The organism is Paenibacillus assamensis DSM 18201 (assembly GCF_000422445.1).
Lineage (GTDB): Bacteria > Bacillota > Bacilli > Paenibacillales > Paenibacillaceae > Paenibacillus_B > Paenibacillus_B assamensis.
Map to the genome: position 1 here is coordinate 95,782 of NZ_AULU01000016.1, position 23,500 is coordinate 119,281.

The window sequence follows — 23,500 nt, forward strand, 5'->3', positions numbered from 1 at the left end:
AAAGTGAGTAACATTGTTTTAGGTCTAATAAGGTAGGTTTCTGTAGTAACTGATAGAGCATGTGTAAGCTTGCTGGTTCTTAAATCCGATCAGATGTACTGCTGAAGGAGGATGCTAATGATGAAAGTATTTGCGAGACGGAATCGACACGCACGAAGAAAGAGATGGTCCAATATAGTAAGCAAAATGTTGGTGCTAGTGTTAACCGTCGTGTTCTTAATGGGAGCGGGTCTCCATCCTATTGATGGTGATAAAGCCGAGGGAAGCGGGATTCAATCGTGGACGGAGCACATGGGTGATGCTAGAGACGCTGAGCATTTGCTGGACAAGCGATCCCATCTAAGTGAGCGAGAATCTGCACGAATACATACTCGTTCTATCACTGATCAATTTGCTAATGCAGCTGTAGCTGCAAAGGAATCTGTTCCATCTTCTAGCAAAGTTGTCTATTTAACATTTGATGACGGTCCTAGCAAGCATACCGCTGATGTGTTGGATATATTGAAGCGTGAAAAGGTAAAAGCCACATTTTTCGTGCTGGGCAAGCAAGTCAAGCAGAATCCAGAGCTGTTGAAGCGGATTGATGCAGAAGGTCATGCGATAGGGAATCATTCCTATAATCATGCTTATAAAAAGCTGTACAGCGATTTCCGGAATTTTTGGCAGCAAATCCGAGATACGGGACAAGCGATTAAAGAGGTGGTTGGCTATGAGCCGCGCCTTGTACGTGCTCCAGGAGGAACCTATTTGAATTTTGACAAACAGTATTTTCAACTGTTAAGTCAAGCAGGTTATATCGTACATGATTGGCATGTGGATAGTGGGGATTCCAAGCGAGCAAATGTACCAAAAAGCGAGATTATGAAATCGATCCGAGCTGGTGCAAGACTGCCGCATACCGTTGTGCTAATGCATGATAGTGCAGGGCATGGCGAGACGGTTAAGGCGCTGCCAGATATGATTCAGTTTTATCGTGATAAAGGCTATACATTTGACATAATGACTCCAGACTTAGAGCCCGTGCAATTTAAAGTAGCGACACGTAAGCGTTGGGAACGTAAGCCTGTTTCACAGGCTTGGATCGACCAGCACGTACAGGCTGTAGATGTACGAGGTGAGAAGCAGCCAGAACGTCAAACCGAACAACGTCCAGAGAAGAGAGCGGAACAACAGCCACAAAAACATTTCGACTATCAAAATGAAAGTACGATGCGTTTCAAGGCAACAACAGAAGTGGGAATGCTCAATTTGCAGCCCGGACAGTACAAACGTATCCAACAAAATACGTATATTCCTGCGCGTATATTGACTACTCATTTAGATGGAGAAATTATTATCAGCGATCATTCGAGCCCAATTGAGCTTCATTTTAAGCAAGGAACCATTACGGTTAATCGGATGACAGGTGCGGTTGTTTGGCAGGCTGGTACGAATGAACGTGAGCGTTTAGCTTGGAAAGGGATCGAAGAAGATGGAGTGTTGTGGATACCACTTCGTCCAGTTCTAGATACCATAGACATTTCATTGTTAAAGCATGAGTTCATTCCTCTGGAATTGGGGAAGATCGATGCTTGACTCTAATTAAACGTAAAACCTTCTATTTCACAAATAAGGGACAACTGATAGAGACGCTTAGTAATAAGCTCTTGATCGCAGACTGTTTTCCTCGTGAGGCAGAAGGTTTTTTTGTTATTTACATGCTCTAGTCTAGCTGTCTATTTGTTTACAATTCATAGAATTGGGCGAGACTGAGACTAGTAAGCTAGTAGGCGATGGTTCATCAATACCTAGTGTTGTGCGACAAGCATGTAAAGGATGGAGGTATCACTGCAATGATAGATTGTTATGAAAATATAAGGGATAAGCCGAATTGGACGTCGGGCTTTGTGCAGCATGATTTTCCGCAGCTGCTGGAACAGCTTCAACAGGTCGTAGTTGGCAAGCCGGAGGTATTTCGACTTGCTTGCAATACGATGCTGTGCGGCGGGCATTTGCTGCTGGAAGGTGCTCCAGGTGTAGGGAAGACTCTGTTTGCGCGTACGTTAGCGCAAGTCACTGCCGCCGATTATCGTCGTGTACAGATGACGCCCGATATGCTGCCGGCTGATGTAACAGGGAGTATGGTATTTGATCCAAAGGGAGGCGAACTGCGCTACAGCGGAAGTCCATTGGATGCACATATCGTGCTTGCGGACGAGTTGAATCGAGCATCGACACGTACACAGGCAGCTTTGCTGGAGGCGATGGAGGAAGGAACGATTTCGGTAGATGGGATTACACGTAAACTGCCAGAGCCATTTATGCTTATCGCGACGCAAAACCCGTTATCGTTTGAAGGTACGTACCGTTTGCTAGAAGCAGAGCTGGATCGTTTTCTGATGAGATTAACGATTGAATATCCAGATCGAGAAATGGAATCCGATATGCTTATTCAGCAGTTGGCCTACGAAGGCTGCACACGAAAAGTGCGTGCTGTCTTAACGCCGGAGGAGTGGCTTTTACTACGAAAGCGGATTCGCAAGCAGCATGTGGATGCGACCATTTGTCGCTATATCGTAGAGTTGGTACAGGCGACGCGCAGCCACGCCGACGTACGTCTTGGGGTTAGTCCGCGCGGCTCAGCAGCGTTGCTGCGCGCGAGCCAAGCGGAAGCGTTTCTGCACGGCCGGGATTATGTTATACCTGCGGACGTGCAGGCCGTGGCGGTACCGGTGCTGGCGCATCGGCTGCAGCTCCGTGGTGGGGAGGATGCCGCTGAGCGGCAGGCGTCCATAATCCAGGAGCTGCTGCTGAGCACACCGGTGCCGACATTCGGCCATAAGCTGCCGCGCACGCATGCGAGTGCGGGCGGTAGCGGCAGCCAAGGAGGCCGCAAGGCGCGCAGAGCAGCTAAGCTGCTCCGACGCCCGGCCCATGCAGGCAGCAGCGTGCCTGAACAGTTGCCTGCTATGCTGCGCAAGCAGCGCCGAGCCAACCATTGGTGGCTCGGGGGTCTGTTCCGATGAAGCCGCAGCTATTGCAGCTGCAGCCGCTTGAGGCAAGCGGAACAGACCTGGGCGCTGCATGGCTGCGCCCAACGGTAGCCGGACTGCTAGCGCTAGTCCTGCTCGCATGGGGCATAGCTGAGCGGCATGGAGCGCTTAGCTTCATGGGCTCCGCGCTGCTCGGCTATTGGCTCTTCGCGGCGTGGAGCTGCCTAACCGCACCGCTGCGGCATATTCGCACAGTCACAACGCGGTGCGGTCACAAGATCGGTCCTGTCGAGACAGAGCTCGTCTGGACAACAACGATACATTCGCGGTCACGCCTGCCGCGAATATGGCTGCAAGTCACAGAAGTGTGGCTGCGGGTAGACGAGCAAGGTGAGGTGCTGGAGCAGTTGTCCTGCACCCGCATGCTCTACCTAGGCAGCCAGCGCCGCCTGATCTGTAAGATGAGCTTGCCTGCCGTGACCTTGGGCATGTATCGTCATGGAGGCACGCATATCGTAACAGGCGATTTGCTTGGATGGTGGCGCAGAGGGCGGTTCATCCAACCCTTGGAGCAGGCGTTAGTTATACAACGAAGCCAGCATGCTGACGCTGCATTACAACCGCATACAATCGGACAAAAGGCGATAGATCCAAGTCACGCCATTGTCGTTCCTTCTGCTGTTCAATGGGTTAACGATGACGGCTTGCAGCAACCACTCATGCAAATGTTACGGGCAGAAGCGATGACTAAGGGAGCAGTGGGTACGGAGGTTTATACGGAATCTGTGGATAATTTGAAGCAGCGGCATACATCTCAAGTCGTGATGGCCTCGACGGAGCTTCGTCCCTATCAGAAGGGGGATGCTTGGCGTTCCATACAGTGGCGAAACTATGCAAAGAATCGTCAGTTAGTTGTTCGCCCTCAGCAAGCTATGGATGAGACAGAGATGATTGTATTGTTCGATGATCGTTTAGTACGAGAGAATCCTCCGTTGAGTAAGGAATCTTTTGCAGCGTTAATAGACACAACACTAGAGTGGGTATGGAGACTACAAAAGAGCGGCTATCGTGGGCCAATACAGCTGTTTCGAACATGCACAGAAACGTGGGTTCGTGGCTATGAATCGGTCATCGTTCATCTTGCAGCAGGTAGGAGGCTAGGGGAGGAAGGGACGAGCATAGGAAGTACAGTTCAGTCATCATTAGCATCGCATCGCTTTTTTTCTACTCAAGCAGCTGTAATCGTTATTAGTCCTTATGATGCGTCCTCTCGTTTAGCATCGATTCAGTCTGATTATCAGATATCCCGCATTTCGTGTTGGATTCAAGCCACGGCACAGCAGTCACCAGAACGAATACGGATGGGGGATCCCTTACATAAACATACGGGAGGAAGCGGCGATGTTACTTTTCACAACTGAACGACAACGGTTATCGCCTCTCGCAAATGAAGAGCGGAGTGGAATGGACTCCATAGAAACAAGGGATGTATCTACAAGCCTGAGTACTCCCTCCAATGGCGGCATCCAGGCTGCTCGATTAAGTGACAACCGTCCTACATCGCTCATTCATTGGTGGAGCTGGCTAGGTTGCAACTTGCTGTTGATGGGACTGTTTGTAGAGTGGCTCCTTCCTTTCTATCAATCAACCTATTTAAGTATGTCCGTTCATTTAGGCACATGGCTCGTTCCTATGGGTGCTGCTCTGATGATCGGTCTATGCTGTTCTTCCGCATGGTTGCGGGGTGGGCTTGTATGTTTAACCGTTCTATTGGTCAGCGCATGGGCAAGTTTAGGGGAAGAAACGTGGCTAACAAATGTACTTTCCATGCCACGACAACTCGTGGACACGATTTATTCTTGGGCCGTAGATATAGAAGGAATGGCCATGTATTTCATAACAGGAGAAGATTTTCGCTATTCAGATGTTAGCGAGATGACGGTAATATTGGTTTTTATTATGCTGTTAAGCTTGCTCGTTCAATCGTTGATGACTTCTTCTTATTCGGTCAGCTTGTTCAGTACCGCGACCATCATATACTTGCTGCTGATGGAAAAAATCATGGGGCTCGACACAAGCGATGGACTTGTTCGAGCGTTCATTTGGACGATGATTGCTGTTTCATGGCTGCAATTGCAGCGCCAGCGTGAGGGAAGCGGCCTGAGCACGGCATCATGGCCTGCTCGGTGGTGGCTGGCAACGGTCTCACTGGCTGTTGTGTTAGTTATAAGCTACACAATATGGGCGATGACCTTTACTAGCAGAAGTCCTGTTGTATGGCCAGCCCTTGAGGCATGGGTGCAAGAAAAGTTCGAGAAGCTGATAGACAATGATGATCGAATGCAAGCTCGGGCAAACAAAGGTGGCCGCCCTATCGCTACGGTTGGAATGACAGGATACGGACAGGATGATCGTCAGCTTGGGATGCCAATTCGGATGAACAAAGCAGTGTTGTTTCGTGCCACGAGCCCATATCCGACTTATTGGCGAGCTGAATCTAAGCGATTGTATACCGGACAAGGTTGGGACGATCTCGATGATAGGGAGCAAGGCGATAGTGTTCGATCGGTTTTGACGAATAACAGCAGTTCGTCCAACCTCATTACAGGTGCATGGACAGAACCATTTGAACAACATTTACGTTTTGAACAGTTTCCAGCTGGGATGCCTTTGCTGCACGGTGGACAGCTCATTCAAGTGAACCGGGAACCAGTCAATATGAGCGATACTAAAGTAACGAATTACACCGTCCAAGTAAGTCATTTCATTGGCACACCAGTGTTGTTTACAAAATTAACAGATACGGATGATCCAGAACAATTGCAGCGAAAATATACAGAACTGCCGGAACATCTACCAAACAGAATTGAGGAGCTTACAGCAAAATTGATGGGAGGTGCCTCTAACCGATATGAACGAGTGCAGCGTGTTCAACGCTACTTGTTGGAGAATTACGTCTATACAACGGAAGCCACAACTGTTCCCGAAGGGGCAGTTGACTTTGTTGACCATTTCTTATTTGAGCAGCGGCAAGGCTACTGTGTACATTTCTCCACTGCGATGGCGGTTATGCTGCGAACACAGGGCATTCCTACACGCTGGGTCAAAGGTTTTGCACCAGGAGAGCAAGAAGCAGATGGCACCTATACAGTACGTCATTCAGATGCACATGCATGGGTGGAAGTGTATATACCTGAAGTGGGTTGGGTGCCGTTCGATCCAACACCTGCGAGAGGTATCGTTCAGGATGTGGAGCAGGCTGTGGCGATTCCTGCAAGAGCAGATGTTATACAAGGTGAAAATGCATCTTACGAGCTGAATGCGCAGTTGTACAATAGAGCGCTCGGAGGTACTGCAATGACAGTAGATTCGATACTAACCTATATTCAAAAGTGGTTGGATCCGATATGGGAATCCATTTTTTCAGCGATGCAAGCGGGCGGGGAGAAACTGCTCATGAGTACTTCTTCCTTACGGCAGCAGCTGTTGACGGAGCTTGGAGCTTGGCAGCATCAAGCATTTTGGGTAGATTGGCTAGCAGCGATAATTATGTTTTGGCAAGGAGAAAGCTGGGGACGACTATGGGCAGCCTATCCGGTATCTGTGAGCATCGCAGCCATTGTACTGCTGATTGTGATAGGATGTTTAGCCCGATGGATTAGGGTAAGTATTTCGCGAGAATATCCACTATGGACGCTGCGTTTCTTGCTGCGCAAACAGCAGCGAAACTACAGCAGAAGTCGTGCACTGCGTATAGGTGAGCTGGCTTGGTCTATCATGCAAAGCCGCTTAGGTGAACGGACGCCTAGTATGACATTGGAGTGTTATGTAAAGGCGGGGGGCGAGAAACTGGGCAGTAAGCTTACGCACAGTGAGCGAGATGCATTAGAGCGCTTTATTGCATACAGCAATGAAATGTTGTATGCGGCTGTAGAGGAGCGTCCCAATCACCAAGATGAATTAGGGCACATCTGCTCTGAATTATTTCCTACTAAAAAGCGGAGAGCAGCAGACTTTTAATGGTGTCTGCTGCTTTTTTCTAATGATGGCAAACCATATAGGCTGCTTGCATTTACGCATTTACTCGATACACACTGGAGCGATGAATCATGCGAAACGGAAGTTCATGATGTTCAGGCGGATCATCTGGATGATCGAGCTGGTACTTGAACAGTTCAAAAGCTTTCCGCCCGATATCGTAACTTGAAAGATCAAACGTAGTCAGGCCGAGCACTTTGGCAATTGGCAAGTTATCGAACCCGATAATAGAAAAGGACCGAATGTCAGCTTCGCTGTGGTTGCGCAGTTCCAACATCATGCCGGCTGCTGACTGGTCACCTGCAACGAGCAGTGCAGTTGGACGTTCTTCCATTTGCAACAGTGTCCGTATAACCTCTGCACCATCTTCAACATTGTAACAATGATGGAATCCCCACTCAGGGCGAAATGGTTCGCCAAGTTGCTGTAATGCTTCGCGATAAGCAAGTAAGCGCTTGTCGCTGTTGTAGCTATCTGGCCGACCTAGACAGTACCCTATCCGTTGATGCCCATAATCCATGAGTACATCCAGTGCATGCTTCATTGTCTGGTAGTGGTCCATATAAATACTCGAAAAACTTGGTACATCTGTATATTCGCAAGCAACGACCGGGCCGTATGCTTTATAGGGTTCAATATCATGCCAAGAAGATTGACGTGAGCAAATAATAACGCCGTCTACCAATTTATCGCGCAGCAACTGAAGAACACGCTCTTCTTCACTTATATTGTAGTCGGTTTGGCACAGGATAATCCGATATTGATGCTGTAATGCTTCATAAGCAATCCCGTCGACAAGTCCTGAGAAGTAAGGGTGATTTGCAAAAGGAAGCATAACCGCGACCATAAACGTTCGTCCTTTTGCCAAATGAACAGCATTTCGGTTCGGGGTATATTGCAATTGATCCATCGCTGCTATGACTGCTTGGCGCTTGTCCTCACGCACATAGGGATGGCCATTAAGTACACGTGATACCGTCGTCACCGATACACCTGCTTCTTTTGCAATCTGACGAATGTTAGCCAATTCATTCACCTCTGCTATGTATCGTTAAAGGCTATACTACTTTTTCACTCGAACGTTAGTATTTTACTCTATTGTATACCAAGTACGGCTAACGCCTCAAATTATCATCGTACGAGCTGCATGTGCATGGTGAGCGTGATCGTAGCCATCGAAGTATCAGATTTTCAAAAAATATTATGAAAAATGCTTGCTCTGAAACGCGTTTCATCCTTTATCTTGAACATGTAAGACGAGAAGAGCGAGGTTGGCGTTACGATTTGGACGTTGGCGTTTGTCGTTCAATTCGGCGTGACGGCCTTGTTTTTCTCTTGGATCGTGGTCGTAAGATAAAGGAGGCATAAATGATGTATAAAGTTGTATTTTTTGATATAGATGGAACGCTGTTGAACTCGGAAGGAAGTATTCCACAATCGGCCAAAGAAAGCATTGCGCGCTTACAGCAGCAGGGTGTAGAGACGGTTATCGCAACGGGACGGACCCCATATGCGTTCAAATGGATAAGAGAAGAATTAAATATTCATTCGTACGTTAGCATGAACGGAAGTTACGTCGTCCGAAATGAGGAAGTTATTATTGATGACCCAGTATCTGCTGAAATGTTGGATAAAATAAGCCGTTCTACTGGTGCAAGAGGACATGCACTTGGTATGGTTGGGACCGATAATACCGCAGTATCACTTGCTAATGAGCGTGTAACGGATTCGTTTGCGGAATTCGGCATTGAGATCCCATTAATCATGCCAGAATACTACCATGAGCATGCTGTATACCAAGGATTGTTATTTTGTGAAGAAGAGGAAATGAGCGACTACGTAGATGAATTCCCGCAGTTGCGCTTCATTCGTTGGCATCCCCTGGCTGTTGATATTCAGAATGAGGGCTGCTCAAAAGCATCAGGCATCGCAGCCTATTTGCAAGCAGCAGGATTGCAACCCGAGCAAGCCGCTGCATTCGGTGACGGATTGAATGATTTGGAGATGCTTCAGTTCGTGGGAGCAGGTGTAGCAATGGGGAATGCGAAGGATGAAGTGAAGCAGGTGGCGCATCGCCTAACGGCTGCTGCTCATGAGGATGGGATCCGCAAAGGGCTAATTGATTTACAACTTATCGAAGCGTAGGCGTAAATAGTATGGCATCGTGAGTGAGTGGCAGGACGCGTCATATTAGACTCCGTCCTAGTCAGAATACAATGTTGTGCGATGTCTTTTATAGGTGGAAAATAACGAAAAATGTTCTTTCAAAAGTGGACACTTGTTTTGAAAAGAATATATACCATCTGTCGCGGAAGAAATAGCATATTTAGTTGTTATAAAACAAAAACGAACTATATCTAGTGTTTATGTCTGGTGAGAGGAAGAGTTGTCTAGTAAGTTCTAGGTGTCCACTTTTGTGTGGACATTTACACAGAATGTCTTCTTGTGGGATACACTTTGTGTTATTATTTAGGAAGTAAAAGTTACTTAACAAGTATTCAATAAGTCCAGTTATCGGTAACAAAAAATAGCTATCCTTTATTGCTGAACATGAATCGAATATGGAATGGTTTACTTCATGACTTAATTTCCTTATTTATGGAAAAGGTATATCTGTCATTTTTCAACAGGACATTTATCTTTGACGAATGAAGGAAGAAAGAGTACCATCAACATAATGCAGGGAATGCGAACGGGTAAGTTATGGCATAGTAACTACTGGAAACATATCGCGTCACAGTACAAACAATTGACGCTGATACCGGCATTTTATTATAATAGTAAACATTATTTTTGAGGGGGCACATGAATGAGCAGCAAGCCGCAAGAGATGATTATCGTTCTTGACTTCGGTGGTCAGTACAACCAACTTATCGCTCGCCGTATTCGCGATCTAGGCGTATATAGCGAGTTGATGCCGTTTAACACTCCAGTAGAAAAAATCAAGGAATTGAATCCGAAAGGTATCGTATTCTCCGGTGGTCCGGCGAGCGTGTACTTAGAAGATTCTCCAGTCGTTGATACGGCGATTTATGACTTGGGTCTTCCGATTATGGGGATTTGTTACGGCATGCAGTTGATGTCTCATCAGCTTGAAGGTAAAGTACAGCGTGCAGGGAAGCGCGAATACGGTAAAGCAGATGTCGTATTCCAACCAGACAGTGCACTAGTTAACGGTTTGGAATCCAACCAAACGGTATGGATGAGCCACAGTGACCTCGTTGTAGAACCACCAGTTGGCTTCCGCGTGGATGCAAGCACAGAGCATGCGCCAATCGCAGCGATGAGCCATCCTGAGAAGAATTTCTATGCTGTTCAATTCCACCCAGAAGTGCGTCACTCTGTGTACGGAAATGAAATGATCCGCAACTTCCTATACGAAGTATGTAAATGCGAAGGCAACTGGAGCATGGAATCGTTCGTTGAAGACAAAATCCGTGAAATTCGTGATACAGTTGGCGACCGTAAAGTACTTTGTGCATTGAGCGGCGGTGTAGATTCCTCTGTAGTTGCTGCATTGATTCACCGTGCTATCGGTGATCAACTTACTTGTATGTTCATTGATCATAATTTGCTGCGCAAAGGCGAAGCTGAAGGCGTTATGGAAACATTCACAGGCAAGTTTGATATGAATGTTATCAAAATTGACGCTCGTGAACGCTTCATGAGCAAATTGGCAGGCGTCTCTGATCCTGAACAAAAGCGTAAAATTATCGGTAACGAGTTTATTTACTGCTTCGATGAAGAGTCCGCTAAACTTGGCGAGTTCGACTTCTTGGCACAAGGTACGTTGTACACGGATATCGTAGAGAGTGGTACAGCTACTGCTGAGACAATCAAGTCTCACCATAACGTAGGCGGATTGCCAGAGGACATGAAGTTCCAACTTATCGAGCCTCTTAACGCACTCTTCAAGGACGAAGTTCGTAAAGTGGGCGAAGAGTTGGGTCTTCCTCGTGAAATCGTATGGCGTCAGCCGTTCCCAGGTCCGGGTCTAGCGATCCGCGTATTGGGCGAAGTAACAGAGGACAAGCTAGTAATCGTTCGTGAATCTGATGCGATCCTTCGTGAGGAAATCGCAAAAGCAGGTCTTGATAACGAGATTTGGCAGTACTTCACAGCGCTGCCTGACATGAAGAGTGTCGGCGTTATGGGTGACTCCCGTACGTATTCCTACACAGTAGGTATTCGTGCAGTAACATCCATTGACGGTATGACAGCTGACTGGGCACGTATTCCGTGGGATATTCTTGAGAAGATCTCCGTACGTATCGTTAACGAAGTTGAGAACGTCAACCGTATCGTTTACGATGTAACGTCCAAGCCACCTGCAACAATTGAGTGGGAATAGAAATAACAACAGTAGAACCGCTGGATGCCTATGCTAGGTATTCGGCGGTTTTTTGTGTTTTTGTAGAAATGTCACGGAATGTGAACGGCTTATTAACGCTCCATTCATAGATATATAAGCGATGAAAAAGTGTAGAAACTTGTCAGTTTAACGAATGATTAAATCTAAAACACGAACGTAAACATAATTAAATTTACTAATGTTCGGATTTTGCGTTGACATAAATCATGGTCGCTCGTACAATAGGAATAGATAATTTCATATCGTTTTTTCGTATAATTTCGGGAATTGGCCCGGAAGTTTCTACAAGATTACCGTAAATGATCTGGCTACGAAAGATACAGGTGTACGCGTCATGCAAGTCCACACGATGTGGGTGCAGCGTTAGTTCACCTCACCTTACTCTTTGTTTCCGTTGTCTATTTCTACAATTTTGAATAGGCGGATGGGCTGTGCATGTATCCTAGCAATAGGACATGTACAGAATGCACACGAATGTATGCAATGTATATTTGTGTACCCAAATAAGAGTGGATAAGTGTATCTGTTACGTAGTCAGAACTTGAGAGCTTCATCTCAAGTTCTTTTTTGTTTGTCAGGGGAGCATTACAAGAGGGACAGAACACAAAACAGGGGTATTATGGGGAGGATGTAACTCGGATGGAACGCTTCTTCAAGATCAAGGAGCACGGCTCAACGGTTAGAACCGAGATTATGGCAGGTATTACGACGTTTATGACGATGGCTTATATACTCGTCGTCAATCCTAACATTTTAACGGCATTCGGTAAGACAGGCATGGAATGGTATCCGGTCTTTTTGGCAACAGCGATTGCAGCAGGAGTATTTACGATTGCGATGGGGATTTTCGTTAATTTCCCAGTGGCAGTAGCACCTGGTATGGGCTTGAACGCTTACTTTGCTACTATCGTCGTGTCGACCGCATCGACGGGACAGCCTGTAACGTGGCAGATGGCGCTAACCGCCGTATTTATTTCGGGAATTATCTTCTTCTTATTAACGATTACGCAAATTAGACAAATGTTAATTGATGCAGTACCAGATGGTTTGAAACATGCAATTACAGTTGGTATTGGATTATTTATTGCAATAGTGGGTTTGAAAAATAGCGGATTGCTAACGGTGTCCGTTGAATCGGTGAAAGATATTCCGGCAGGAACATTCACTCCTGTATTAGGATTTGAAACGGTATTCGGTCTTGGTCAATTCACATCAGGTCCTGTACTACTTACGATAATTGGCTTGGCTCTGATTTCGATTCTTATGGTGCTTCGTGTGCCTGGTGCTATTCTCTTCGGAATATTAGGTACAACCGTAGTTGGTATTTTTATGGGTGAAGTGAATCTTGGCAGTCTTTCAGATACTTCACAAACACCATGGATTCCTAACTTGTCTGAATTACAAATGTTCCAGTTTGATTTTGCAGGCATAATGGGTGTTGGTATCGTATCTATCATTTTGACATTCACATTCGTAGAATTGTTCGATACATTCGGAACTTTGATTGGAACAGCCAACCGTGCTGGTTTTATGAAAAATCCAGTAGAAGGGAAGAAGCGCGTCGGCAAGGCGATGTTCGTAGATTCCATCGCAGTGAGCGGTGGTGCGATGTTGGGTACATCAACGGTAACGGCTTATGTAGAAAGTTCAGCTGGTATCGCTGAGGGTGGACGTACAGGTCTAACCGCAGTATCTACAGGTGTGTGTTTCTTGCTAGCCTTGTTCTTGGCACCGGCCATTGCGATTATTCCAAGCTCTGCTACAGCAGCAGCGTTGATCGTTGTCGGTGTACTTATGATGCAGTCTGTAAATGAAATTAACTTCAAAGACTTGGTCATCGGTATTCCAGCCTTTTTGACAGTGACATTCATGCCATTTACGTACAGTATCGCAAATGGTATCTCGTTCGGTATTTTATCCTATGTGCTGCTTGCATTCGTTGCCAACGTTTCGGGTAGAGGAGAGCAGAAATACAAGATTCACTGGTTGATGTGGGTATTGTTTGTCCTCGTACTAGCACGTTACGTATTTATGCAAGGTGGTCACTAAGAACGGGAAGCGGGATTGCAACTTTAGGTCTAAAGCTGCAATCTCACTTTTTTCTCTAGTGTGATATCGATAACATAATCTATCATTCCGTATGTATGATATCGTTAACGAATTTTACTACATCCAGGAGGGGTTCTACTTATGAAAAAAATCGCTTCTATTCTTGTTATTGTACTTGCGCTAAGCACGATGTTGATGGCTTGTTCGAATGATTCTACGGCGAATAAGCCGACTGAGCTAGTCATTTCGACATGGGGCTTCTCAGAAGATGTAATGAAGAAAAATGTGTACGAGCCATTTGAGAAGGAACATAACGTCAAAATCGTTGTGGAAACGGGTAATAACACCGACCGTTTGAATAAAATTCGTCAAGGAAGCTCCAAAGTCGACCTTATTTATTTGTCTGATTACTACGCACTACAAGGAATTGAAGAGGGACTTTTTGAGAAGATCGATCGCAAGAACATTCCGAATATCGATCAGCTGTACAACATTGCACAGGCACCTCTTGGTGAGGACTGGGGACCGGCACACACTGTAGCGCAGTTAGGTTTAGTCATAAATATGGATGAAGTGAAAATGAAAGTAGAATCATGGAGTGATATGTGGAAGCCTGAATTCCAGAACAAGATTGCACTGCCAAACATTACGATTACAAGTGGGCCGATGTTGATGGATATGGCGTCCAAGCATGCAGGCAGCTCAGATATGAATGCAGATGCCGCGTTCAAAGCACTAAAAGAAATTAACCCAGGAGTTGTGAAGTATTATTCGAAGTCAGCTGACTTGTCTAACATGTTCGCGCAGGGTGAAGTTATCATTGCTCCCATGCAGGATACGTTCTTCGGCAGTGCGAAAGAGGCTGTGCCAAGTGCAGCGTTCATTACACCGAAAGAGGGCGCGTATGCACTATTGAACACAGTCAATGTTGTAAAAGGTTCGAAAAATAAAGAGCTAGCTGAAAAGTTCATCAACTGGCATATGAGTGAGGAAGTTCAAAAAGCAAATGCGCTCGATAAAGTCGATGCTCCTTCTAATAAAAATGTAAAGCTTACTGAAGAGCAAGCATTTGGAATGACATATGGTGCAGAAGTTGTTGAGAATTTGAAGACACTTGACCTTAAAATGGTCAACGAGCAGATGGCATCTTGGATCGATCGTTGGAATCGTGAATTAGAGTAGCAATCCGTGTATGTACTAGAGCGAATAAAGTGTAAATATTTTCAATTCATTGGTCACGAGCCTCTTTTCCATGTATAATCATCGCGACCGTGCATGGTCGAATGGCAGCGAAAGTTGTCGATAGAGATACGACATAGGAGGCGAAACAAAATGAACGAACAAATGACGGAAACACGAGCAGAGGAAATCGCAATAGGAGCTGCTGAGACAGGAAGCCTACAGTCGCGTAAACCGATTTTCCTTGATGTTGATACAGGTGTGGATGATGCGCTTGCCATTATGTTGGCAGTAAAGAGCGGGGCATTTGATATGCTCGGCATCACAACTGTGAACGGCAACGTATCACTAGCTCAGGCGACTTTGAACACTCGGAAAGTGCTTCATGTGCTAGCAGAGGAAGCGAAGCAGAAGGGACGCAATGAAGAGGCAGAACTCATCGCGAACATTCCTGTTATTCCAGGAGCGGATCGTCCATTGCGTCGTCCTCAATATTTCGAACATCGCGTGCATGGCAATGATGGCATTGGTGGTGCATTGGCTGATCTAGAGCTGCCGCCAATGCGTGCTTCGAAGCAGGCTGCACTTATTATGGTAGAAACGATCAAAGAACGTCCGGGCGAGATTACGCTCATCATGACAGGACCTTTGACCAATTTGGCATTGGCCTTGCGCGCTTGCCCTGAGCTGCCAACGCTCGTGAAGGAAGTTATTTTCATGGGAGGCGTTGTTACCTCATTCGGCAACGTTACACCGACGGCAGAGTACAACATCTTTGTTGATCCTGAAGCAGCGCGCAACGTTCTGCAAGCTGGCTTTAACATTACGATGGTCGGCCTTGATGTAACACGTCGAGCGCTGTTGACTCGAGAGCATATTGAATCGATGGGTGATGCTCCACTAGCTCCACTGGTTTATGACTGTACTCGCGATTACATGGACATGTACGCGAAGCGTTACGGATATCCTGCTTGTGCGATGCATGATCCATTTGCAGTAGCTGTGGCAATCGATCGTGCTGTAGCAACGACAGAGCATTTGTATGTTGACGTTGAAGTGAACAGCAACTTGTGTGATGGACAGACAGTGGCTGATTTCCAAGGGCGCTGGAATAAGGAACCTAACGTGCATGTGTGCATGGACCTTAACCAAGAAGCATTTATTGAGCGTTTCTTACATGTCCTAAAGAGATAGTGTAGATCGAAATGTAGTGAAGCTTTGTTCGAAACGATTGTTCGCGACTTAAAAATAGAATAAGAAAATATGAAAATAGAATAGATAAAATATCGCAAAGGAAGAAATATGAGGTTAGAAGAAATAGAAGAGGTAGAAGTCATCTTAAGCAACTTACTATGATAGCAAATGGGAGATAAGCAGCGATGAAGAAAGTACACCTCTGGCTCTTACTACTGCCAGGACTGTTATTTTTGACAATCTTTATGATCATTCCGATCTTTATGACGATTGGCTCCACCTTCTATTATGAAGGCGAGTTTACGGTTGATGGATACGTGAAGCTGCTCAGCGATCCCTACATGCTGAAGATTCTCGGGACAACTTTACAAGTGAGCTTCGTGACGACGCTTGTTTGTATTTTGCTAGGATTCCCGACAGCTTACTATATCTCGAAGACGAAGGCGAGAACGAAAGGCATCTTATTGATGTTGGCACTGTTCCCACTCTTAACAAGTGCGATTGTGCGCTCATTCAGCTGGATGGTTATCCTCGGGAAAAATGGCCTAGTGAATCAGTTCCTGCTTGGCATCGGTCTTATCGATGATCCACTCAAAATTTTGTACACGCCGACAGCGATGATGATAGGAATGATTCATCTGTTCCTTCCATTAATGATTATTTCGCTTGTTGGTGTAATGGAGAATATTGATGGCGACCTGCTGCAAGCGTCTGAATCACTCGGCGCTTCGCGTTGGAAAGGTTTCATGAGCATTATCGTTCCTTTGTGTGTACCGGGCCTTATTGTAGGCAGCATTCTCGTATTTGTAGGAAGTTTGACGGCCTATACGACACCACAGCTGCTAGGAGGCAAACAGCGTGTTATCGCAACGTTCCTTTATCAAAATGCGATGACGCTAAACGATTGGTATATGGCCTCGGTTATAGCGACCGTTATGATTGTGATAACGTTCATCATTATTGGGCTCATGAATCGTCTTGCCCGCAAATTGAATCCGAAGGGGTAGCGCAACATGAAGGACAAACATCGCGGCCTTGCTCTGTTTACGACGCTCGTCTTTATCTTTTTGCTCGGACCGCTCGTCATTATAATCGGAACATCATTTGGAGACAGCTCTGTGTTGAAGTTTCCGCCAGAGGGGTTCTCGCTGAAGTGGTATAAAAATATTTTCGAAGTCGATATGTTTATGGAGACGTTCAAAGTAACGATGGGCGTCGCCCTGCTTGGCAACTTAATCGCCCTTTTGCTAGGGGTTCCAGCAGCCTATGCACTAAGCCGTGGTCATTTCCGCGGTAAAGAGCTGCTGAATTCGATCTTTATTTCCCCGATTTTAATTCCGGGGGTCGTTATGGGCTTCACGATGCTGAAGTTTTTGGTCGTACAACTCAATCTTCCCATTTATACAAGCTTGCTAATCGGCCATATTGTGCTGATGCTGCCTTTTATTATTCGTGTCATTAGTTCGAGTCTATCGAACTTTGATTACTCGGTAGAAGAAGCTTCTATGAGCTTGGGGGCGAGCCGCTTGAAGACATTCTTTACGGTCGTACTGCCGAACATTCGCTCAGGTTTGATTGCAGGTGTGCTGCTTGCTTTCTTGGAATCGTTCAACAATGTGGATATTTCCGTATTTATGACGGGTCCGGGTGTGAGTACTTTGCCGATTCAGATGCTAACGTATGTCGAGAATTATTTTGATCCGACGATAGCGGCGATATCGGTACTGCTCATGGTGCTGACAGGATTATTAATGGTCATGATCGAGCGCTTGATGGGATTGTCTTATTTTACGAACAAATAACGGCTCAACATCGGAGGGACTACGGACGTGGAATTGTTATCGCTTAATGATATTTCAGTTGCTTATGAAAAGAATCTCATTCTAAAAAACTTCAATCTTCATATTGAAAAAGGTGAGTTGATCTCGCTGCTCGGTCCATCCGGTTGCGGAAAGACGACGACACTGCGTCTCATTGCAGGGTTCCTAGAAGCGAAGGACGGACGCTTTATGTTCGATGGCAAAGATTATACACGTGTTCCGGTGAACAAGCGCAACTTCGGCTTTGTATTTCAGAGCTATGCATTGTTCCCGCATATGACCGTATTTGATAATGTAGCTTATGGTTTGCGTCTGCGTAAAGTAAGCAAGGATGACATTGCTAAACGTGTGACGGATATGCTGAGGGTCGTTAGCTTAGAAGGCTTCGAGAAGCGCTTCCCAGGCGAACTGTCCGGCGGACAGCGTCAGCGCGTTGCGATTGCGCGGGCTTTGGTCATTCAACCAGACTTGCTGTTGTTCGATGAACCACTCAGCAACTTGGATGCGAATCTTCGTGTGAATATGCGCGTAGAGATTCGCCGTATCCAGAAAGAGTTAGGTATCACAACAGTATATGTCTCTCACGATCAAGAAGAGTGTTTCTCAATCTCTGATAAAGTTGCAATTATGAATCAAGGTGTTATCGAACAGTTGGATGCGCCAGCTGTAATTTATAAATATCCGACGACCGAGTTTGTTGCTCGCTTTATTGGCTTCCATAACTTCATTGATGTTAATGGTCTGAAGGTTGATGGAGAGCAAGTGACATCAGATTGCCCGCAAGGGTTGAAGCTCAGTCTTGTTCATCGTTCAGGACATCCGATTGTGGAGCAGATGAAAGCAGCGATTCGTCCAGATGATCTGTTGATTGCTCTGCAAAGTGAACTGTCGAATGGGCTTGGTGGATTGACGGCAGCGGAACTAGAGTCAGGCTGGAATGTGATTGCTGGCCGAGTTAAGGTTAGCACCTTCTTAGGTCGCAGTTATCAATATGAAGTAGAGACTGCTCTGGGAACTTTCACAGTCAATCGTGAGATGGAAGCGCCTTTTGAAACCAATGCAGTTGTTCAGCTCGTACTGCCGAAAGAGAAGGTTGTACTTGTACGTACTAAGGTGTAGCCTATTTTGCTTAAGTGCTTAAATACTTGAATGCTTGTATGCAAACGTAAAGATCTTTGGGGGAGAATTTATTCTTCACTCAGCTATAGCATAAACCCCTCTCTTTATTAAGGAAGGGGTTTATCTTTTATCTCGGTGTAAAGCGATAATATATAGGGTTTAGCACGAGTTAAGAAGTACGTATTCATATTTAAATGTACGCTTGTAAGTTTTTTCGATGGGTAGAGGCTTGGAGTTGTTAAGACTGAGCATGATACGGGGGGCAGCATAGAAGATGTCAGAACGAATGAAGATTGATTTGTTGATCACAAATGTGCACATATTCAACGTATATATGAAGCGATTTATTACAGGTAATATAGCAGTGCTGGATGGACGCTTTTTGTATGTAGGTGCTCGTGGAGAAGAGACATTCGCAGCGCAAGAAGTTGTAGCAGGCAATGGGCGACATCTAATTCCCGGACTCATTGATATTCATTTACACATTGAAAGTTCGATGATTACCCCGGCAACATTTTCTCATGGCATTATTCAAAATGGAGTGACGACAGTTGTATCCGAACCACATGAGATGGCTAATGTATTTGGTCTTGAAGGGGTACAGGAAATGATTCGAGCGAGTGAAGAATGCACAGCTGATATTCTCTATGCCATTCCTAGCTCAGTTCCAGCAACACCGTTGGAAACGACAGGTGGTTCCATTGAGATTGCAGATATCGATAAGCTATTGCAGGATGAACGTGTTGTCTGCTTAGGTGAGATTATGAATTCCGTAGACGTGCTGCGTGATCCAGATTGTAAGACGAATCAAATGTTAAAACATGTTCGAACGCATTATCCTCATCTCGTAATTGAAGGGCATACGCCGAAGAAGCTTGTTGATCTAGAACTAGCGCGCTTTATGTTTGCGGGGGTTGATTCAGACCATACGGAGCAAGAAGTTGATAGTATGCTCGACAGAATGAGAAACGGCATGTTTGTAGAAATTCAAGAAAAGGCGATGCGTCCGGATATTATGCGCATTCTTATCGAAGAAGATGTCGCGGACTTATTCTGCTTCGTGACAGATGATGTGATGGCGGATTCGATCGTGGCGGATGGACATTTGAATCATCTTGTTCGCAAAGCGATAGCGATGGGAATGAGTCCAGAGCGAGCTATTTACTGTACGACCTATACGCCCGCACAGCGTATGCGCCTTCATGATCGTGGGGCAGTAGCGCCGAACAAGTTAGCGGACTTTGTTCTGTTGTCTGATTTGAACACATTCCAGATTGATACAGTCTATAAACGCGGTCGCTGTGTATATGATGCGAAACGTCCCGTTAAGCAAAAGCGGGTAGAAGGTCACTTCCCATCACATTTCTATCAAAGTGTAAAGCTATCTCCTTTACTGGAGGATGATTTTACAGTAGTTGTAACTGGAGCTAGTGGCGGTGATGGTGATGTTGCCGATGATGTGGCTGGAGTTAGAGCTAAGCATGTGTCTCATGGCGTTCATGTTCATAAGTGCCGTGTTATGGAAGTGTCCAACGGGACGACAACAACGAAGGAGTTGCATCGTGAAGTTGAAGTGCAAGATGGTGTTCTACAATGGGAGCGGGCTGAAGGGCTAGGACTTGTCGCTACATTTGAGCGTTACGGCCGCAATGGCAATCGCGCCTATGGTCTAATTACAGGGAGCACCATTAAGCGCGGCGCTATCGCGACGACTTATTCGCACGACAATCACAATTTGCTCGTCGTCGGACATAATGCCGCAGACATGGCGCTTGCGGCCAACACCGTTATCGCCGACCAAGGCGGCTTCTGCGTCGTGGCGGATGGCCAAGTCTTGGCCCATGTACCGCTGCCGGTTGGCGGCATTCTCTCCGAAGAGCCGCTCGATACGTTCGGCCCAGCGGTTAAACGCCTTCGCGAAGCGATGGAATCGCTCGGCTACGAGCACTACAATCCGATCATGTCCATCAGCACGCATTCGCTGCCAGTCAGCCCAGCCTTGAAGCTGACTGACCTGGGACTGATCGATGTGCATGCCGGCACGATAGTACCCTTGCTCGTCGAATCGTAGTGAGCGCCACGATGAAGTGTATTGGCTCAAGTACCATTGGCCTTTAGCCACAACGAACAACGAACATTCACATGCTTATGTATCAATGCATATAATAGGAATGGAACAGTGCACTTGCTCTTCCGTATCTTGCTATGCTAAGATAAGTTTAACTTTTAGAGAACGGAGGGTTCCTGATGATTAACAAGGCAGGCTTCCAATTTGGAAGAACTCGATTGAACGTTTGTGACACTAACTGAATAGTGCTCAATGGCTCTGCCTAGATGCAGAGTAATCGGGATTGGTCTGCCTATTTTTAAGGAACCCTAATCGCTTTAATGTAAGAAGAGGGTGGGGACGAATGCACCCTCTTTTTCTATACCCTTAACTATAGATTGAATATCTGGTGTTGAGCATACCGCCTCTTGCCTGCATGTCTTTATAGAACACTATGAAGGATGTAATGTATGGTGAAGTGGATCTATTGTGTGTGCGTGTGAACCATATACAATGAGGCTCGTATGTTCTCCCTAGAAGACCAGCGTCTTCGCTAGGCGATTTCTTGCTGTTCGCACATGTTCCTAATCATGATGTGTGACAGGGCGCCTGTCTGCGTTGTCGTATATATTCCGTTTACTCCGATCACAGGCATATGCCTGTGTTTTTTATTTGCTCATAAAGCGTGAGTAGTTGGGAAAGCTTCTATCTGAACTACTTGCTTATATTGAAAGTAACGGGAGATGATTATATGAAAGAACTTATAGAAGATCAGCAAAAAGCAGTGATCGTTGGTGTAAACCTGAATCATCAAGCAGATTTTGAATATTCCATGGAAGAGCTCGTTAATCTCGCAGCGGCATGTAATGTTGAAATTGTAGGCAGTGTCATTCAAAATCTAAGCCGAGTAAATACGTCTCATTATATTGGAACAGGTAAGCTTGAAGAAGTGCGTGCTGTCGTTGAACAGCAGGATGGCAATCTAGTCATTTTCAATGATGAGCTGTCACCATCCCAAATTCGTAACCTTGAAGCAGATTTGGACTGTAAAGTCATCGATAGAACGATTCTGATTTTGGATATATTTGGTGAACGTGCACGGACGCGTGAAGCTCAGCTTCAAGTCGAAGTGGCTCAATTGCAATACATGCTACCTCGACTTGTTGGTTTGCGTGAATCACTGGGTCGCCAAGGCGGCGGAGTAGGTACGAAGAATAAAGGTGTCGGTGAGAAGAAACTTGAGCTTGACCGTCGTAGAATCGAAGAGAAAATCAGCATTTTGAGCAAAGAGCTAGAAGTGTTGGTCGCTCATCGTCAGACGCAGCGCAAAAAGCGTAGAAAAAGCGAAGTTCCAGTTGTGGCGCTTGTTGGATATACGAATGCGGGCAAATCAACAGTTATGAATACGATGGTGGAACTATTCACGGAAACGAAAGATAAGTTTGTATTTGAAAAAGATATGCTGTTTGCAACGCTTGAAACATCGGTCCGCAATATTGAGCTTGAGGATAATAAGACATTTTTGTTGACGGACACAGTTGGATTCGTAAGCAAGCTGCCGCATCATCTAGTGAAGGCTTTCCGTTCTACACTAGAAGAAGTAAAAGAAGCGGATTTGCTCATTCATGTTGTTGATTTCTCCAATCCTGAGTACGAGCAGCATATCCGAATTACAAATGAAACGCTGCAAGCGATCGGTATTGAAGATATCCCAATGATCTATGCTTATAATAAAATTGATCTTCGCGAAGGAGATACGCCAAGCACTAGCGAAAGCAACATCTATATGTCTGCGAAAAAGAAGCTGGGTGTTGAAGAGTTGATTCGAGCGATACGCCAAAATGTATTTAAAGACTACGTGCGTTGTGAAATGCTTATCCCTTATGATCAGGGCAGTGCGGTATCTTACTTGAATCAAAATGCTACTGTCATCGCGACAAGTTATGAAGAGGAAGGTACGAAACTGACGTTGGAATGCAGACAAAGTGATTACAATAAGTTTCTGGACTATGTTGTAAGTGAATAAATAAGGTCCATTACGGTTGAATAGCATGATGTATCTATTGAAGGAAAATAGGTAAGTGGTTATAGCCGCTCTAGTGTAGAGGAGATGTTGCAGCATAAGAGATGTATCTCGAATGCCCGCGAACACATTCTAGCTGCAGCGGCTATTACTTTTCTTTAGTTGATATCAGATGTAATAATGTGGATTGATAAAAGGTGTTGCCTTTCTGTACTGAGCGTGATATATTTGTATTCCGCCACTGAGAGGTGCGGTTGAGACAAGCCAAATAAAACAAACTGAAGTTAAGTTCGAAACGAAGCTTCAAAAAATGTTTTAAAAAAAGCTTGACTCGATTGAGATAAAATGATATATTATAAGAGTTGCTGCTGAGAAATGCGGCGAACGAAAGCGAAAGAAAACGAGTCGATAAGACAAGTAATCTGGAGCAAAACTGTTCTTTGAAAACTGAACAACGAGTGAAACGTTTGATATAAGAAATTCAGCAATGAATTTCGTCAGCATTACAAATGAGCAAGTCAAACACTTTTATGGAGAGTTTGATCCTGGCTCAGGACGAACGCTGGCGGCGTGCCTAATACATGCAAGTCGAGCGGGGTTGATGGAGTGCTTGCACTCCTGATGCCTAGCGGCGGACGGGTGAGTAACACGTAGGCAACCTGCCTGTAAGACTGGGATAACTACCGG

The 23,500-nt window shown here is 45.7% G+C and carries 15 protein-coding genes, 1 rRNA gene and 1 riboswitch; of the genes, 15 read left to right on the top strand and 1 reads right to left on the bottom strand.

Annotation, left to right across the window (positions count from 1 at the left end):
* The first annotated feature begins 117 nt into the window (after positions 1 to 117).
* The 4 genes from H580_RS25475 to H580_RS0110530 all read left to right on the top strand — a co-directional run bounded on the left by H580_RS25475 (position 118) and on the right by H580_RS0110530 (position 6,992).
* Positions 118 to 1,575, top strand: coding sequence for a polysaccharide deacetylase family protein (locus tag H580_RS25475; RefSeq protein ID WP_051217389.1), 1,458 nt, complete (start codon positions 118 to 120; stop codon positions 1,573 to 1,575).
* Between the two features lie 257 nt (positions 1,576 to 1,832).
* Positions 1,833 to 3,005 carry an AAA family ATPase gene (locus H580_RS23960; RefSeq protein WP_051217390.1) on the top strand — a complete coding sequence of 391 codons (1,173 nt, stop codon included), beginning with the start codon at positions 1,833 to 1,835 and terminating at the stop codon, positions 3,003 to 3,005.
* Positions 3,002 to 4,393, top strand: coding sequence for a DUF58 domain-containing protein (locus H580_RS0110525; RefSeq protein WP_028594751.1), 1,392 nt, complete (start codon positions 3,002 to 3,004; stop codon positions 4,391 to 4,393). The genes H580_RS23960 and H580_RS0110525 overlap by 4 nt, the downstream gene beginning before the upstream one ends.
* Entirely contained in the window at positions 4,374 to 6,992 is a 2,619-nt protein-coding gene (locus H580_RS0110530) for a transglutaminase-like domain-containing protein (RefSeq protein ID WP_028594752.1), read from the top strand. The genes H580_RS0110525 and H580_RS0110530 overlap by 20 nt, the downstream gene beginning before the upstream one ends.
* A gap of 52 nt (positions 6,993 to 7,044) precedes the next feature.
* Here H580_RS0110530 and H580_RS0110535 read toward each other — a convergent pair whose 3' ends face one another.
* Entirely contained in the window at positions 7,045 to 8,037 is a 993-nt protein-coding gene (locus H580_RS0110535) for a LacI family DNA-binding transcriptional regulator (protein ID WP_028594753.1), read from the bottom strand.
* 341 nt (positions 8,038 to 8,378) lie between these two features.
* Between H580_RS0110535 and H580_RS0110540 the strand changes: the two genes are divergently transcribed.
* The 11 genes from H580_RS0110540 to H580_RS0110590 form a co-directional block, all read left to right on the top strand.
* Entirely contained in the window at positions 8,379 to 9,155 is a 777-nt protein-coding gene (locus tag H580_RS0110540) for a Cof-type HAD-IIB family hydrolase (protein WP_028594754.1), read from the top strand.
* Between the two features lie 664 nt (positions 9,156 to 9,819).
* Positions 9,820 to 11,361: a glutamine-hydrolyzing GMP synthase gene (gene guaA / locus H580_RS0110545; protein ID WP_028594755.1), complete on the top strand. Its 1,542-nt coding sequence runs from the start codon at positions 9,820 to 9,822 to the stop codon at positions 11,359 to 11,361.
* A gap of 251 nt (positions 11,362 to 11,612) precedes the next feature.
* Positions 11,613 to 11,713, top strand: a riboswitch (purine riboswitch).
* Between the two features lie 308 nt (positions 11,714 to 12,021).
* Positions 12,022 to 13,431: an NCS2 family permease gene (locus tag H580_RS0110550; protein WP_028594756.1), complete on the top strand. Its 1,410-nt coding sequence runs from the start codon at positions 12,022 to 12,024 to the stop codon at positions 13,429 to 13,431.
* Positions 13,432 to 13,572: 141 nt separating this feature from the next.
* On the top strand, positions 13,573 to 14,613 hold the full coding sequence (locus H580_RS0110555) for an ABC transporter substrate-binding protein (RefSeq protein ID WP_028594757.1): 1,041 nt from the start codon (positions 13,573 to 13,575) through the stop codon (positions 14,611 to 14,613).
* Positions 14,614 to 14,763: 150 nt separating this feature from the next.
* Entirely contained in the window at positions 14,764 to 15,804 is a 1,041-nt protein-coding gene (locus tag H580_RS0110560; protein ID WP_281167967.1) for a nucleoside hydrolase, read from the top strand.
* Positions 15,805 to 15,989: 185 nt separating this feature from the next.
* A complete protein-coding gene (locus tag H580_RS0110565) occupies positions 15,990 to 16,811 on the top strand; it encodes an ABC transporter permease (RefSeq protein WP_028594759.1) in 822 nt (273 codons plus the stop codon).
* A gap of 6 nt (positions 16,812 to 16,817) precedes the next feature.
* Complete coding sequence (locus H580_RS0110570) at positions 16,818 to 17,606, top strand: ABC transporter permease (RefSeq protein ID WP_028594760.1); 789 nt, start codon at positions 16,818 to 16,820, stop codon at positions 17,604 to 17,606.
* Positions 17,607 to 17,633: 27 nt separating this feature from the next.
* Entirely contained in the window at positions 17,634 to 18,743 is a 1,110-nt protein-coding gene (locus H580_RS0110575; protein ID WP_028594761.1) for an ABC transporter ATP-binding protein, read from the top strand.
* A 286-nt stretch (positions 18,744 to 19,029) separates the two neighbouring features.
* Positions 19,030 to 20,814 (top strand): adenine deaminase, encoded by a 1,785-nt coding sequence (locus tag H580_RS0110580; RefSeq protein ID WP_028594762.1) that lies wholly within the window; start codon positions 19,030 to 19,032, stop codon positions 20,812 to 20,814.
* Positions 20,815 to 21,541: 727 nt separating this feature from the next.
* On the top strand, positions 21,542 to 22,816 hold the full coding sequence (hflX, locus tag H580_RS0110585) for a GTPase HflX (protein WP_028594763.1): 1,275 nt from the start codon (positions 21,542 to 21,544) through the stop codon (positions 22,814 to 22,816).
* 524 nt (positions 22,817 to 23,340) lie between these two features.
* A 16S ribosomal RNA gene (locus tag H580_RS0110590) occupies positions 23,341 to 23,500 on the top strand; the annotation flags it as partial.

Excerpts from the sequence above, each read along its gene's own strand:
- H580_RS25475 (WP_051217389.1), top strand. The coding sequence starts at position 118 with ATGATGAAAGTATTTGCGAGACGGAATCGACACGCACGAAGAAAGAGA.
- H580_RS23960 (WP_051217390.1), top strand. The coding sequence starts at position 1,833 with ATGATAGATTGTTATGAAAATATAAGGGATAAGCCGAATTGGACGTCG.
- H580_RS0110525 (WP_028594751.1), top strand. The coding sequence starts at position 3,002 with ATGAAGCCGCAGCTATTGCAGCTGCAGCCGCTTGAGGCAAGCGGAACA.
- H580_RS0110530 (WP_028594752.1), top strand. The coding sequence starts at position 4,374 with ATGTTACTTTTCACAACTGAACGACAACGGTTATCGCCTCTCGCAAAT.
- H580_RS0110540 (WP_028594754.1), top strand. The coding sequence starts at position 8,379 with ATGATGTATAAAGTTGTATTTTTTGATATAGATGGAACGCTGTTGAAC.
- guaA (WP_028594755.1), top strand. The coding sequence starts at position 9,820 with ATGAGCAGCAAGCCGCAAGAGATGATTATCGTTCTTGACTTCGGTGGT.
- H580_RS0110550 (WP_028594756.1), top strand. The coding sequence starts at position 12,022 with ATGGAACGCTTCTTCAAGATCAAGGAGCACGGCTCAACGGTTAGAACC.
- H580_RS0110555 (WP_028594757.1), top strand. The coding sequence starts at position 13,573 with ATGAAAAAAATCGCTTCTATTCTTGTTATTGTACTTGCGCTAAGCACG.
- H580_RS0110560 (WP_281167967.1), top strand. The coding sequence starts at position 14,764 with ATGAACGAACAAATGACGGAAACACGAGCAGAGGAAATCGCAATAGGA.
- H580_RS0110565 (WP_028594759.1), top strand. The coding sequence starts at position 15,990 with ATGAAGAAAGTACACCTCTGGCTCTTACTACTGCCAGGACTGTTATTT.
- H580_RS0110570 (WP_028594760.1), top strand. The coding sequence starts at position 16,818 with ATGAAGGACAAACATCGCGGCCTTGCTCTGTTTACGACGCTCGTCTTT.
- H580_RS0110580 (WP_028594762.1), top strand. The coding sequence starts at position 19,030 with ATGAAGATTGATTTGTTGATCACAAATGTGCACATATTCAACGTATAT.
- hflX (WP_028594763.1), top strand. The coding sequence starts at position 21,542 with ATGAAAGAACTTATAGAAGATCAGCAAAAAGCAGTGATCGTTGGTGTA.